Genomic DNA, 14,301 nt, shown 5'->3' on the forward strand with positions numbered 1-14,301 from the left:
AAAAATTTCGATTTTGCGATCGAGATTCGCAGCTTCCAGACCTCTCCTGTGACTGCACCCAAAGACGGATACCCTGCCACGTACTCAAGTTGTGAAGATCGAAGAATTTTAGACATTAGGGAAATCCCCCAGATACTGGCGGCGTCGTCAATCTAAAATCTAAAATCTAAAATCTAAAATCGACTAACCGGGCACAGCGCTTTGCCGTTACTACCGAAAATTTTAGAAATGTCCCCAAGTACCGATATTCTGATTGTTCTCCTGCTGGTTTTCCTCAATGGCTTATTTGTGATGTCAGAGATGGCCATCATCTCTGTACGGAAGGTGAGACTGCAACAGATGGCCAACCAAGGTTCGATCAATGCCCGCGTAGCTTTGGATCTGGCTAATGCCCCCAATCAGTTCTTGCCGACAGTTCAAATCGGGATTACGATGCTGGCCATTCTGTCGGGCGCTTTCGGAGAAACGACGATTTCTAGAAGGGTAGAGCCTTTGTTGCGCCTGATCCCTGCCCTTGCGCCCTACTCTCAGACGATCGCCTCAGTAGTAGCAGTTTTAACGATCACTTATCTGACCCTAATTATCGGCGAACTTGTGCCGAAGCGGCTAGCGCTCAACAACCCGGAGCCCATCGCCTCAAGCGTAGCAATTCCCATGCGAATGCTCTCAAAAATTGGCGCTCCTGCGGTTTATCTGTTAAGTCATTCCACTGACTTAGTAATGCGGATCATGGGGATTGTGCCTTCAACAGAACCGCAAGTTACAGAGGAAGAAATTAAAGTTTTAATCGAGCAAGGAACAGAAGCCGGAACCTTTGAAGAAGCCGAACAAGATATGGTGGAAAGAGTGTTTCGTTTGGGCGATCGGCGAGTCAGCGCCTTAATGACCCCGCGTCCCGATCTTACCTGGCTCGACCTCGACGACTCAGTGGAAGAAAACCGCCAAAAAATGCTCGGCAGTGGTCATTCTCGGTTTCCCGTTTGTCAGGGAGGGCTCGACAACGTTGTCGGTTTAGTACACGTTACTGATATGCTGTCTCGGACTTTAACTGGTCAACCCCTAGATTTAAGCGCTTCTTTACGACGACCGTTATTTGTACCGGAAAGCACGCGGGGTTTAAAAGTATTAGAACTTTTCAAACAATCTAGCAATCAAATTGCCTTGGTAGTAGATGAATACGGGGTAATTCAAGGATTGGTTACAGTCAACGACATTTTGGTCGAACTCGTTGGCGACTTTCCCTCAATAGAAGATGCTGACGAGCCGGAAGCCGTGCAGCGCGAAGACGGTTCTTGGCTGTTAGACGGAATGCTAGCAGTTGAAGATTTTTTTGAGCTGTTTGGAATCGAAGAGTCAGCAGAACACAAAGGAAGTTACCACACAATGGGCGGTTTTGTGATTACAAATTTGGGCAAAATTCCCACAGCAGCAGAGCATTTTGAGTGGAACGGTTTGCGCGTGGAAGTAGTGGATATGGACGGGAATCGAGTTGATAAAATCTTGGTAATGCCGATCGACTCAGCGGGCGATCGACCTAAAACCGAACCAAAAACCTAAAACTAAAAACCATGTAATTTTAATCCATCGACATAATACCCGTAGGGGCGGGTTCACCAACCATCATCGCCGGAAACAAACAATCTCAAAAACCCGCCCCCACCCAACGATAAATCATCACCTACATTTAGGAATTAAATATAAATATCAGGTTGATGTGAATTATTGGTGAGTGGGGCGGGTTTTTATATATTGTTGGTTATCGTTATATATTGTTGGTGAACCCGCCCCTACGAGTTCGCAAATTGTACAATAACGAATCAACCAGACATAATATCACTTCTTCTTTTTTATTTCATCTTTCCGCAAAGATTCCAGAATAGAACGGCCCACATAATTGCTGAAAACTACCTCTCCAGCTTGATTGTAGTGGCAGCAGCTATCTACATAAACAGCATCTTTTGTCTTGTCAAAAACATTGACAGCATTCACTAGAGTGATATTATTTTTTTCTAAATTAGGAAACTTTTTGAAAAGAGCCGGATATCCAATTTGCACAGCTTTAGCATAAGGAGTATCCTTGTTAAAAGCAATCTGCTTTTCGGCTTCACCAAACACCCTTTTCGTCTGATAATATTGATTAGGCTGAAGAACATGAAAATAAGGCACCTTACTAGCAGACAGCACTTTTTGCATAAAAATTGAACTTTTCGCCCAATTCTGGGCCATTTGTTCAAAAGCAGCATCATCTTTTATAACAGAATTGTTAAGATTGATATAAATCACGCTGCCGCCGTCATCTTTTTTTTGTTTAGTCCGTTCTTTTTCAAACTTAATAACATCGGTTTTATAGTTATTAACTAGATTTTGAACGTAAACAGAAGTCAAAGCATCGCACGCAGCTAAAGAACAGTTTTGCAAACGTTCCAAACCCTGACTAATCCTAGCTTTATTTTCTTGGATTCTGATAGTTGCTTTCATCGCTTTGGTAGAAAGGCTATTATTCGCCAAGCTAGTCAACGGCAAAATATGCTGAATGCTTGGCATCGCCAAATCGACTTGATTTTTATTGTTTAAGTTAGAAAGTGCTACTTCATTAAAACCATCTATATTGACGACCAGATCCAGTTCTTGCCCTAAAGCCAAAAAATAGTTTAAAATCAATAATTGCTGGGGTTGTTTGTAGCCACCGGTAGCAAAAGACAAAATTACAAATTCTTTATCTTTCAAACCCGGAAGCTGCTTGAGGTATTGAGGTAAAATTTTGTTTTGAACTTCAAATATTCCATAATTAGAAGCCACAGAACCGCCAAAAACTCCGATAATAAATTGATTGGGTTTAGTCTTTTTGAAAGGGTAATCGTAAGGTGAGAGAAACCCATAGTTGTTATTTTTAAAACCGGGGCGAAAGTCAGGGCCTGGTTTCTGAATGAACCCAAAAAAAGGATGAAATCTTTCGACTATAGACTCATTGAGTCGCACTCCTTCTAAATTAATTCCCAAGGCAGATTTATCTTGCGTCTTTTCTCTCGTATAGAAAAATTGCTTGTGCTTGACAAAATACCATGCCAGGGAGCCAAGTTCCAGGAAAACCAGTAAAAGCACTAAATTAATCAAAGTTATCTTGAGGAATTCTTGCCCTTTTTTGAGAAATTTTAAATCTTTCATAAACCTCTATTTCGACTCTCTTACTACTTTAATAATGGAACTAGAAACATAGTTTGCCAATACTTCGTCTCCGACTGAATTATAGTGGCAGCAGGCATCTTTGTAAACCGTCTCTTTTGTATTGTCTAAAATATTCACTGCGCTAAAAACATTAACCCCAGCTTTTTGCAAATCATCGACTTTGGACAACAATACCGGATAACCTTTTTTCACACCTTCAATGTAAGGACTCTTGTTGTCGATCGCGATTTCGTTTTCCTTGGCGGTAAACGCTCGCTTAGTGGGATAATACTGGTTGGGCTGGATAAAGTGAAAATACTTAATCTTTCTACTTGATAAAATTTGATTCATCCCGATCGACGATTCATACCACATCGATGCCATTTTGTCAAAAGCAGCGGCCTCCTGCAAAACAGAGTCAGCTTTGGGAATGTACACTATACTGCTATTTGCCGTGTCTGGGTTGGATGGTTTGACTTGCGAATCGTACTTGACAACGGCTTGCTGGTAATTGTTGACTAATTGTTTCACCTGTAGCGAGGTGACAGCGTGACACAAAGCAAGTTGACAAGTTGGTAATTTGTCAATACCTGCTTTCAACTGTTTTTTGTTTTCGTTAATTTGCACGATCGAGCTCATCGCTTCCGGTGACAAGTTGTTGTTGGCTAAACCAGTCAGAGGCTGTATGTGCTGAACGCTGGGCATTCCTATTTCTACTTGGGCTTTGTTGTTTAAATTTGACAGTGCTACTTCGTTAAAACCGTCAATATTAATGACTAAATCTAACTCTTGACCCAAAGCCAAAAAGTAATTTAAAACTAATAATTGTTGGGGCTGTTTGTAGCCGCCGTTGCCAAAATTTAAAACAATAATTTCTTTGTTGGCAAATTCTGGATAAGTCTTCAATTTGTTAGACAATCTGCGATTGACGTATTCATCAACTGCAAAATTATTTGCAACTGAACCGCCAAAAACTCCGATAATAACTTGATTTTTATTGGTTTTAACAAAGGGATATTCGTATAGTGAAAAAAAGCCTTGTTTGTTGACTTTTAACTTTAATTTTTCATTGGTGAAAGCACCTTGTTTGAGTACATAGCCAAAAAGTGGGTGCAGTCTTTCTACGATAGATTCATCAAGTCTAATGCCGCTCCTTTCAATATCTTCTACTACTTTTTCTTTGGCTTTAGTTCGGGTATAAAAAAATTGTTTTTGATTGATAAAATAAAAAGCTAGCGATAAAGCTTCCAGACAAATAAAGGCGATCGCCAAATTAACCGCGATTATAATTAATATGTTTTTGCTTTTTTTTAGCGCCGTTGAATCTTTCATGAAATTTGACTGATTACGGTTGTTTTTTGGGTACTTGAGACTGCTTCAAATTTTCGCACAAATTTCGGTTAATCAGGATACTAGCCAGCCGATGTCCGAGTTCATTCCAGTGACCTCCACAGGGTACAGAATTATCAAAACCGTGGGCGCAGACTTGATATTTTTCCGTGTAACCTTGGATCTGTTCGGATAAATTTAGTACCCGAAAACCCTCGCGCGCGCCCAATTTTTCCAGCCGCCTATCGGGATAAAACAAATCCTGAATGTTGTTTTTTTTCATAAAATCTTTTCGCCGATCGGCCTCCGGTCTAACTTGCATCGGATCGCCGATTGTCACCACCAAAAAATCAGCATTTTTCTGCACGACTTCATTCCGCATCGTCACAATCAAACCCTCTGTCACCCTCCAAGCCTCTTCCCAAGCTGCATTCTCAGGTTCCTTGAGGTTTTTGGTACTTAAAGTGGTAAAATCCTCAGATAACTCGCGCTTTTTCCTTTCTAAGTCTACTTTTTTAATAACCTGCAAAATGCGCGAATTTTTGACGATCAAACGGGGCATTCGGTCTACAAAGGAAACTGCTCTTTCGTTGCGATCGATCGGCGGCAGATTGCGAAAAGACATATCCGGTACTAACTTGCCGCTAGCATCATAAGCAAAAAATGGTCGGTAAAGGTCATATTCCAATTTCGGCGAATTATTAATCACATCATTGCCAATAAAAAAAGCAAGAATTACAATATCAGGATTGTAATCCCACACTTTTTTTCGCAGCATTATCAATTCTTGAGCAGTACCGTAACCCTGCACGCCGAAATTCATGACCTCAACATTTTTCCGTCCCTTAACAGCTTCGCAGTTGCCTAACTTTCGTTCCAATTTTGACCAGAAAGTTTGTTCGACAGGTACCTGAATTGCTTCGGTGAAAGAATCGCCCAAAACCGCAACGCGCAAAGTATTTGGAGGTTTTGCTTTGGTATGTTCACGATGATCGCGCAAACCCTCGCTATTCACCTGCACAAAACTCGCACCTTCCCCATTCCACTCGCCCGACACACCAGGTTTCAGCTTCCAGCCCAAATTCGGATCGGAAGTGTGAAAACGAGTTGGCGCCGAGTCTGCGAAATCTCCTATTTTTGGATAGCCCTCAACTTTAGCAACTCGCAATCCAATTTCACCAATTACCACCCCCATCAATAAACCGCCGAGTGTCAAACCCAAATTGACACCCAAATCTTTCAACTTGCTCATTATTTCAAAACAGCGTGTAAATAAATGGAGCAATCACAGAACCCTGACTCAATACAATCAAAGCTCCCAAAAAGACTAAAGTCACAATGAGCGGCAACAGCCAATACTTTTGGCGTTCTTTCATAAACGCCCACAAATCTTTGAGAAAATCTAAAGTTGCTTCAAACACTTAAAAAGGACGCTCCATACTAACTTTTGTTCTTGCTTTACTGGGGACGCGGTAAGTATCCATTTTCGGATTTAGTTTGCGCCGCATGGCATCTTCGCCGAAAATGTTTTTGATCACTCCCATCGGCCAAACTATCAGGTAAAAAACTATCCCTAGGACGATCGGCGTTTCGATTTTGTTAAGAATAATTCCAAAGCGCATCCACCCGTGATAAACGGGATTAAGCGATTTCGGCGCAACCAATGCTAGCAGCACCAGAACTCCGCAGATTGCCCAAGGCCACCAAGGTAGAGAATGCCGCCGCAGTAAAGGTACTGCTAAACCGAACAGCACTCCAATCAAGCCGCCAATTAGCAGCCCGAAATCGCGCAAGCCTTTTTTGTCGAGTTTTTTAATTTCTTCGCTCATTAGAAATGGGGAATTTGGAATGGGGAATTGGTTATTAGTTATTAGTTATTCGTACCAACTAATAACTAATAACTAATGACTAATAACTAAGGACTCATGACTAATCTAGTTCAAATTCATTTTTCCAAGCATCATCTTGTTTCCAAGGAATTTGTTCGGACTTGGGAAGCAAGTAATTTTCCAAAACCAGATAGTCCATTTCGGTTCGCATGAAACAGCGGTAAGCATCCTCTGGAGTGCAAACAATGGGTTCGCCTCGGACGTTGAAAGAAGTATTTACCACAATTGAACAGCCCGATCGCTTTTCAAAATGGCTGATTAAGTCATAGTAGCGAGGATTCGTTTCTTTGTGAACAGTTTGAATGCGAGCCGAGTAATCGACGTGGGTGACAGCCGGAATCTCCGATCGCGGAATGTTGAGCTTTTCAATGCCAAACAACTGCTCTTGTTCGGGAGTCATCGGAATGCGGAGACTGGATTTGACAGGTGCTACCAATAGCATATAAGGACTAGAATGGTCAATCTCGAAATAATCCGCAACTCGTTCGGCTAAGATTGACGGAGCAAAAGGTCGAAAAGATTCCCGATATTTAATTTTCAGGTTCATCACGGACTGCATTTTAGCACTGCGGGGATCGCCAATGATCGATCGACCACCCAGAGCCCGGGGCCCAAATTCCATCCGCCCCTGGAACCATCCCACCACATTTCCCTGTTCCAAAATTTCCGCCAACTGCGGCATTAATTCGGCATCGTCCAATCGATGATAGCTAGCTTTGACAGCATCCAAATATTCGAGAATTTCTGCTTCAGTAAACCTCGGGCCCAAATATGAGCCCCGCATTTGATCGTGACAAGTTAAATGAGCAACAGACTTCGCCACAGTTGCCACCGCTTGGTTCGCAGTGAGAACTTCAGTCCTCTCCTCAACCGCTGCGTTTGTAGTGACAAGTTCAGTTTTGAGGGATTCTATACTATTTGCTGTCGAGTTGGCGATCACAGTGCGAGTTTGTTCGCAATACTGATACCAAATCGCCAAAGCCGCGCCCAAAGCACCGCCAGCATCTCCCGCCGCCGGCTGAATCCAAATATCTTTGAAAATACCTTCCCGCAAGAGTCTGCCGTTAGCAACACAGTTGAGAGCAACGCCGCCGGCCAGACAAAGATAATCGACATCCAATTCTTTTTTAACTGTTCTGCAAAGTCGCAAAACAACTTCTTCGGTAACAACTTGAATGGAAGCTGCAATGTCCATTTCTCGCTGAGTCAATTTTCCTTCAGCTTGACGCGGCGGCCCTTCAAACAGTTCGTCAAACTTCTTGTTTGTCATGGTTAAGCCAACTGTATAGTTGAAATAATCCATGTTCAAACGGAAAGTTCCGTCATCTTTGAGGTCGATTAAATAGTTGAGAATCTTATCTACATACTTGGGTTCGCCGTAAGGTGCTAAACCCATGAGTTTGTATTCGCCAGAGTTGACTTTGAAGCCGGTGTAATAGGTGAAAGCTGAATAAAGCAAACCCAAGGAGTGGGGAAAATCGATTTCCCACTGAGGTGTCAGTTGGTTCCCGTCTCCCAACCAAACCGAGGTTGTTGCCCACTCGCCCACGCCGTCGAGGCACAAAACGGCTGCTTTTTGAAACGGGCTGGGGAAAAATGCCGATGCTGCGTGGGATTGGTGGTGTTCGGTAAATAGCAGAGATGGCAGTTTATTTGTTTTGCAGTTTGCTATTGCTGCCAGATCTCTTTTGAGCATGGTTTTGAGGTAAAGCTTTTCTTTGAGCCATATCGGCATGGCGGCTAGGAAAGAGCGAAAACCTTGGGGTGCGTAGGCTAAATAGGTTTCGAGAAGGCGCTCGAATTTGACTAAAGGTTTGTCGTAAAAGACTATTTGATCGAGTTCCCGCAAATCTATTTGCGCTTCTTTCAAGCAATAAGCGATCGCATTCTTAGGGAATCTGGCGTCATGCTTTTTGCGGGAAAATCTTTCTTCCTGCGCTGCTGCTATAATTTCTCCGTCGCGAATTAAGGCTGCGGCGCTGTCGTGATAGTACGCCGAGATTCCAAGTATGTTCATCGCTCTCCTCACAAATCGCAATGCGTTTGCTTTTGACTATTTAGAATAGCTAACGATTATAGCTGCATAAGTGCTGATTGGGAATTGAATTTTGCGATCGCCTCTAATTTTACCTGGATTGATGTCGGTGGGCAGCCCTCGGGCGATCGGCTCTTAGACAGCATTTAACTTAGCGCCGGCTTATCCTGCGCCCCCAAGCTCTGAAGTAAGTTGCCACCGGGAATTGATAAAATTCACCGATCAACCACAGCACAATGCCTAAATGCGACAAAAAAGCTAAGCCTGTCCAAGCTACGGGCAGCCACGACAACCGGCTGCCGGGAACCGGGGGAAAATAGTAAGCTGAAAGTCCCAGCAAGGTAGTGGGAAGGAAAACTAGACCAATAGCCGCTGCCAAGTAGGGCCATCCGAATTCTACCCCTTCGAGGTGCGCTCCTATCCACTGTTTGCCGTTCCAGTGCCAAGTTACGGGCGGTTGGCGGTCTGCCATTTGGAGCGATTGTCTTTCAACGCTTGCGGTATAAATGTGCTGGCAGAAGTTGCAAGCTAGGGCATCCATCATCGGCATGGTAGAAATTTGACCGGTGCGGCACACGGGACAGGGATATGTATCTTGAGGGTTGAAAGGTCGGGTTGATTTTTTGAAAATCTGCATAGATCAGGCTGTTTGTCAAGATATTGAGCGATCTTAACAAAGTACAGAGATTATGGGTTGGCTGATGGCGGTTTTTGTATCTAGATTAGATATCTTGCTCTCGTCAAATTCACCCCCCTTATTAAGGGGGGAAACAAGAATAATCTTGCCCCCTCCCCTTACTAAGGGGAGGGTTGGGGTGGGGTGCATTGTATTTTTGCAAGAGTTCTATTGTTGGTGATTTAACAGGTTTTTTCAGGCCTACTCGCCCCTACAGGTTAATGCGGCTTGATATTAGACCTCTTCAATAATTATTATTGTGGAACAGGCATCCTGCCTGTTCAAGACTGGCAATTCTTGCGATGTCTATTGAATGATTCGGATTAATTGCGGTGATTGTTGCTGTACCGAATTCTGGCTCCTGCCCAGTGAAGTTTTTCCCTCAAAGTGTTGAAATAAGAATAGTTTTCCCGCAAAATAATAAACTGGGCTTCGCAGTCTGCCCTCCGCACGTCTACGCGCTGTCCTGGCCAAATTGCAGTACCCAAAATGCCGTCTGTCCAGAGTTTGGTACTGAGTTCGTAATCTGCTAAAGGCCAAATGCTGACGACTGAACCGGGCGGGAGGACGATCGCCCGACTGGATAAACTCAAAGGGCAAATCGGAGTAACTGCGATCGCCTCCATTCCCGAGTGCATAATCGGCCCGTTGGCAGATGCGGTGTAGCAAGTCGAACCGGTGGGAGTTGCCACAATTAAACCGTCGCCTTGATACTGATCGACTACTTCGCCGTCAACTTCCATTTCTAGAATACAGCTCGGCATTCGATCGGCTGAAGCAGGTTTGACACACATTTCATTTAGTGCCAAAAATCGATCGCTTTGGGGTTCGAGATTGGTTCTGTTTCCCTCAAAAACTGTTGCCTGCAACATCATCCGCGTCTGCACAGCATACCTGTCTTCCGCAAGTCTGTCCCAAATCTCCTCAGTATTTTGGAAATCCTCAAAAGACTCGGTTAAAAAACCCAGATGTCCCCCCACATTCGCTGCCAAAATCGGGATGCCATCAGCCGCCAAATTCCGCGCCGCAGCTAGGGCAGTACCGTCGCCCCCCAGAACTACCGCTAAATCAATTGGGGTATTACTAGAAGCTAAAAACACCGGATACGGGTTATCTTTCGGGCCACTGGGCCCCATTAAAACCTGACAGCCGCGACTTTCTAATTGGCGGGCACACTGTTCTGCCCACCGCTGGCTGAGGGTATCTCTGGCTTTGTGGGCGATAATTACTTGTTTTAGTTGCACAACCTATCGATTTTAGATTTTAGATTTTGGATTTTGGATTGTTAGATTTTAGACTGAATTGCCGCGATCGTCCCGGTCGTAGTGCACATCGATTTGAGATTTGAGATTTGAGATTTGGGATTTTAGATGATTAGATTTTAGACTGAATTGCCGCGATCGGGACGATCGCACTGTACTCGGAAAAATATTATTCCGATGCCGCAGGGCATCTCCCCTCGGAGACTCTCCCTCTGGTTTATAGTAATTCCAAAAAGTAATCCAATTTTTGGTAAGCTGCAAACCCTTATCTCATATCAATTCCGGTTAGATCGGAATGATTAAACCACAGAGGACGCAGAGGAAGGGAAGAGAGATGAATAATTCCGATGAAGGGCGGATTTGATATCATCTGTTATGCCCAATTCTTTAATCGAAACGAAAATCTAAAATCTAAAATCTAAAATCGTATTACCCGTCGCTGCGGCTGGATTTGGGCCGTGGCCAGATAATGCTGGAATCGGCCGCGAGTAGGCTAGAAACTGCGCTCGCCCCAAAGCGGTTGAGGTGGCTGGGGTCAACAAAATAGTCATTGCGGCCAGGCCACCGCTGGGACAAGTCGCGGAAAGCGAAGCCTTTTTGCCGCGAGAGTTGCTGCATTCGCTGCCGGAACTGCTGTTCGGCCCGCAGGCGAGTTCCGTCTAAATAGTCGTTGGTGAGGGGTAAATTGACGAAAATTAGGGGAATTTTGCGAGCTTTGGTAAATGCTACAACTGAATTAAAGGCTGTTGCTTGTTTGCCTCCGAGGTTGAAGTTTTCGTAGTCGCGATCGTACTGACCTGAAACGTAAGCGCGTTCTCGATAATAAGTGTTGGGATTGTACTTGCCCGACATAGCCATGAATCCGTTGGAGTCGATCGAATCTGCCAATTGGTTGACTTGTCTGATGGCTACTGTTGTCCGTCGTGAGACTGGAATCAATTGTGCTTTTTGAGTTGCTGCATCCGCTGCGATTGGTTTTAACTCATATCTTGCAGCATTCTCAGCAACGGGCAAGATGCCCGTTCCACTAGAGAGGGATTTGATTGTGGGGAGTAGGGGTTGGGTGTCAGCAACGGGCAAGATGCCCGTTCCACTAGAGAGGGATTTGATTGTGGGGAATAGGGGTTGGGCATCTTGCCCGCCCGTGAAAGGTTGATCGATAGAGGTAAATGCTTTGCGGAAAGTGTTGTTAGCGCAGGGCTGCGGGAATCTGTAACACACCGGAATCACATTCGGTTCATCCAACTCCAGTTGGGGGCGAATGCCTGCTGCTAAAAGTTGGCTGCCTTCAGAATCGACGATCGAATTAAAAGTGCGATCGTCTCGGCCGCTGTTAAATGCCCGCACACCATCCGCCCAGACAATCATTTGAGGCAAATGACCGGGCTTCAAAAGTCGCCGCAGTTGAAAGTCAACTACTTGTGCAGTTGCGCCGTTGACTGAAAAGTTAAATACTTTTAAGCCCGGACGGCCCCTTTGGGCCAAAGATTGTTTTAGTTGTTTGGGATCGACGCCCTGCAATGCCCGCGAACTACCGACAATCAAAACATCTGGTGGGCCGACCGCAGCAACGTAGGATAGGTAAAGTTCGAGTTGTTCGTTTAGCAAATCGCTGCTGAAGCTGACTGTACTGGCTTGCGATCTGGTTGCGCTCGCTTGCTGCTGGGAATAAACCAGGTTTCTCATGTACTCGATTACTTTTTTCTCCGCAAACGCCCGTCTGGGACTGCCGGGGGGAACGGCTTGCATCCAGGCGACGGCCTGCACCCACAGGGCGGCTACTTCGTCCCAGTCTTCTTTTGAATTGGCTGATTGAGCCAAATTAGAAGCTTGGGTGGCAAAGTTAATTGACTCCGTGAAGGCATCGTTTTGCGGGCAAGAGGGAACGCTGAGGGATTTTCTGGTTTTGTTGCGGTTTTGAGCTAACAGAGACGTTGGGGACTGCGCTAGGACGGCGGATTCGATCGAACCCGATGGCGCTGCGGTGTTGAGTGGCTTCGTTGACGAACATCCCAAAGTTACGGCTAGCAAGGCGGCTGCGGCGCAGGTACGTTTGAGGATTCTGGTGCTGATGCTAGCAATGTAGCGGCGAATCATAAAGCTTTCAGCGATCGCGAAACATTACTAGATATTACTAATTATCCGGCGGATCGAGCAATTAGCTCAAACAGATGTTTTAACCATTCTATAAAAATTAAGGCGATCGGGGAATCGCAGCTAAGCACCTGCGCTGTTATTGCTTGTCCCATCGGCATTGCAGGCGTTTTCTGCCATGCCAGCCAAGTGTGGATTAGCGCTTTGGGATGATGAATGAAAGTGTAGCGGTTAAGTCCGGCTTGTTCGAGCTCTTGTAAAATTGCTTCGGCTTTCGGATGCAGGGTGTCGCCAGGGGGGATGAGATAGGCGACAAAATCTTCTAACATTCCAGGAAGTTGATTGTTTGGCATCAACCAAACTCCGACGCGAGGCAAGTATGGATCTGAAGGTGTGCAAACCCAGCCTTCGGGAGGGGGAAATTGGGGGATGTCTCGATAGCCGCTCGAACTCAGTTTATCTTTAAGAGATTGCCACCGCCCACTTAAATTGCGATCGGCATCTACCACAATTCCCAAGGTGCGTAAATCCTCTGCTTTCAATCTTTCTGGCAAGCCATTTAGCAGCGCTTCAACTCCTTCTGTACCTTCTTCTTGCGGTACTTCGACGGAAAATGTTTCTGGCAGTTGATATTGCTGGCACAAAGCCCAGATTACGTGTCGGTCATTCTTACCTTCTACCAATAACTGTTGAGGTTTTGATTGAGGAGGTTTTCGTGCTTTTGGCATCAGCGCACCTCGATACTTTGGCGCACTGCAACGGACAATTCATCGGGAGTGTATTCAACTGCACGAATATCCTCACCGCGCCGACTCAAGCGAAATAATTTGCCAACAGAACTATCTTCTGACTGTTCTAAGGCTTCTTGAAATGCGGCTATGCAGTCCCAACTGTGGGTAGTTGCAAAGACTTGAACGTTCAATCGCTGTGCTGTTTCAAATATCAATCGCCACATATCAGTTTGGGTTTGATAGTAAAGACCTGTATCAATTTCATCAACCAACAAAAACCCATTCTCTGATGAGACGGCTACCATTGCTATACTAAGAATTCGTTGCATACCCTCTCCCATACTGCCTAGAGGAATTGGGTGATTCTGTCCTCTAATTTTAATCAAAATACCACTGTTATTAGTGGGATTACTGGTAAAACTAATACGTTCTACATCGGGTTCTAAGATTTGCATTGCTGCTACTACGCTTTCTTCTTTTGGTGTCAGTGTAATAGCATCCCAAAGCCCAGCCATTTTGTTAAAAGTTATTGCCGTAGTTTTGAGTAAATTAAAATTATCTTGACTGGAACCAACAAGCGATAAATAGTTATTATTTCTATCGGTCAATTTAGAAGAAACTAGATGAGCAATAGAAGCATCGCGCAGCAGTGAAATTTTGACTGTGGCATTCTGATTGTAGTAAGCAATTAATTCCCATGCTAAAAAGCTTGTTTTTAGTTCTTCAGCTACCGGAATTATCAATTGTTGGTTTGTAGGGTTTGCTTGAATTTTGAGGGAGAGTAGTTCTTCTTTCTGAGATTGAATGTAAATGCTTTGATCTGGGGTTAGTTGATGTCCGTAAAAAATATGTTCAAATTCATACTTGCTGCGGTTTACTGCTTGACCCGGTGCAAGTTGATTTTTTATGTTGCTCATTTCGCCACGGCCATTTAGTACATCAAACAAAGCTTGAATATTCTGTTGTTGGACTAATAAATAAATGGCTTCCAAAAAAGTAGTTTTACCGCTATTGTTCTGACCGACTATCAGATTAACCCTAGCTAGCTCGTCGATATGAAAATCTTTAAAACAGCGATAATTTTGGATGGTGAGATCGCGCAACATGGATTCCTCGCATA

The 14,301-nt window shown here is 44.5% G+C and carries 13 protein-coding genes; 1 reads left to right on the forward strand and 12 read right to left on the reverse strand.

Translation table 11 applies throughout. The features are described from left to right. Nucleotides 1–228: 228 nt before the first annotated feature. Entirely contained in the window at nt 229–1,557 is a 1,329-nt protein-coding gene (locus QUB10_RS24130) for a hemolysin family protein (protein WP_333205764.1), read from the forward strand. Between the two features lie 276 nt (nt 1,558–1,833). On the opposite strand, the gene QUB10_RS24135 is transcribed toward QUB10_RS24130, so the two are convergent. The 12 genes from QUB10_RS24135 to QUB10_RS24190 all read right to left on the reverse strand — a co-directional run bounded on the left by QUB10_RS24135 (nt 1,834) and on the right by QUB10_RS24190 (nt 14,287). Then, nucleotides 1,834–3,165 (reverse strand): hypothetical protein, encoded by a 1,332-nt coding sequence (locus tag QUB10_RS24135; protein WP_445300787.1) that lies wholly within the window; start codon nt 3,163–3,165, stop codon nt 1,834–1,836. Nucleotides 3,166–3,171: 6 nt separating this feature from the next. Then, on the reverse strand, nt 3,172–4,497 hold the full coding sequence (locus QUB10_RS24140) for a hypothetical protein (protein WP_333205766.1): 1,326 nt from the start codon (nt 4,495–4,497) through the stop codon (nt 3,172–3,174). A 13-nt stretch (nt 4,498–4,510) separates the two neighbouring features. After that, nucleotides 4,511–5,746 (reverse strand): SGNH/GDSL hydrolase family protein, encoded by a 1,236-nt coding sequence (locus tag QUB10_RS24145; protein ID WP_333205767.1) that lies wholly within the window; start codon nt 5,744–5,746, stop codon nt 4,511–4,513. Nucleotides 5,747–5,750: 4 nt separating this feature from the next. After that, on the reverse strand, nt 5,751–5,915 hold the full coding sequence (locus QUB10_RS24150) for a DUF5989 family protein (protein ID WP_190657062.1): 165 nt from the start codon (nt 5,913–5,915) through the stop codon (nt 5,751–5,753). Next, nucleotides 5,916–6,323 (reverse strand): SxtJ family membrane protein, encoded by a 408-nt coding sequence (locus QUB10_RS24155; RefSeq protein WP_333205768.1) that lies wholly within the window; start codon nt 6,321–6,323, stop codon nt 5,916–5,918. A 100-nt stretch (nt 6,324–6,423) separates the two neighbouring features. Next, nucleotides 6,424–8,400 (reverse strand): carbamoyltransferase, encoded by a 1,977-nt coding sequence (locus QUB10_RS24160; RefSeq protein ID WP_333205769.1) that lies wholly within the window; start codon nt 8,398–8,400, stop codon nt 6,424–6,426. Between the two features lie 169 nt (nt 8,401–8,569). Then, nucleotides 8,570–9,055: a hypothetical protein gene (locus QUB10_RS24165; RefSeq protein ID WP_333205770.1), complete on the reverse strand. Its 486-nt coding sequence runs from the start codon at nt 9,053–9,055 to the stop codon at nt 8,570–8,572. Nucleotides 9,056–9,417: 362 nt separating this feature from the next. Next, nucleotides 9,418–10,338, reverse strand: a complete 921-nt coding sequence (locus tag QUB10_RS24170; protein WP_333205771.1) for an NAD(+) kinase — start codon at nt 10,336–10,338, stop codon at nt 9,418–9,420. Nucleotides 10,339–10,386: 48 nt separating this feature from the next. Continuing rightward, a complete protein-coding gene (locus QUB10_RS24175) occupies nt 10,387–10,617 on the reverse strand; it encodes a hypothetical protein (protein ID WP_333205772.1) in 231 nt (76 codons plus the stop codon). A 168-nt stretch (nt 10,618–10,785) separates the two neighbouring features. Continuing rightward, nucleotides 10,786–12,453: a hypothetical protein gene (locus tag QUB10_RS24180; protein WP_333205773.1), complete on the reverse strand. Its 1,668-nt coding sequence runs from the start codon at nt 12,451–12,453 to the stop codon at nt 10,786–10,788. Between the two features lie 41 nt (nt 12,454–12,494). Then, the gene (locus QUB10_RS24185; RefSeq protein ID WP_333205774.1) at nt 12,495–13,178 is read right to left on the reverse strand and encodes a DUF3226 domain-containing protein; all 684 of its coding nucleotides are present in this window, start codon (nt 13,176–13,178) and stop codon (nt 12,495–12,497) included. Further along, a complete protein-coding gene (locus tag QUB10_RS24190; RefSeq protein ID WP_333205775.1) occupies nt 13,178–14,287 on the reverse strand; it encodes an ATP-binding protein in 1,110 nt (369 codons plus the stop codon). Before QUB10_RS24190 ends, QUB10_RS24185 begins: the two co-directional genes overlap by 1 nt. Between the last annotated feature and the right edge of the window lie 14 nt (nt 14,288–14,301).

It is taken from the genome of Microcoleus sp. B5-D4 (assembly GCF_036705145.1).
In the GTDB taxonomy this organism is placed as follows: domain Bacteria; phylum Cyanobacteriota; class Cyanobacteriia; order Cyanobacteriales; family Microcoleaceae; genus Microcoleus.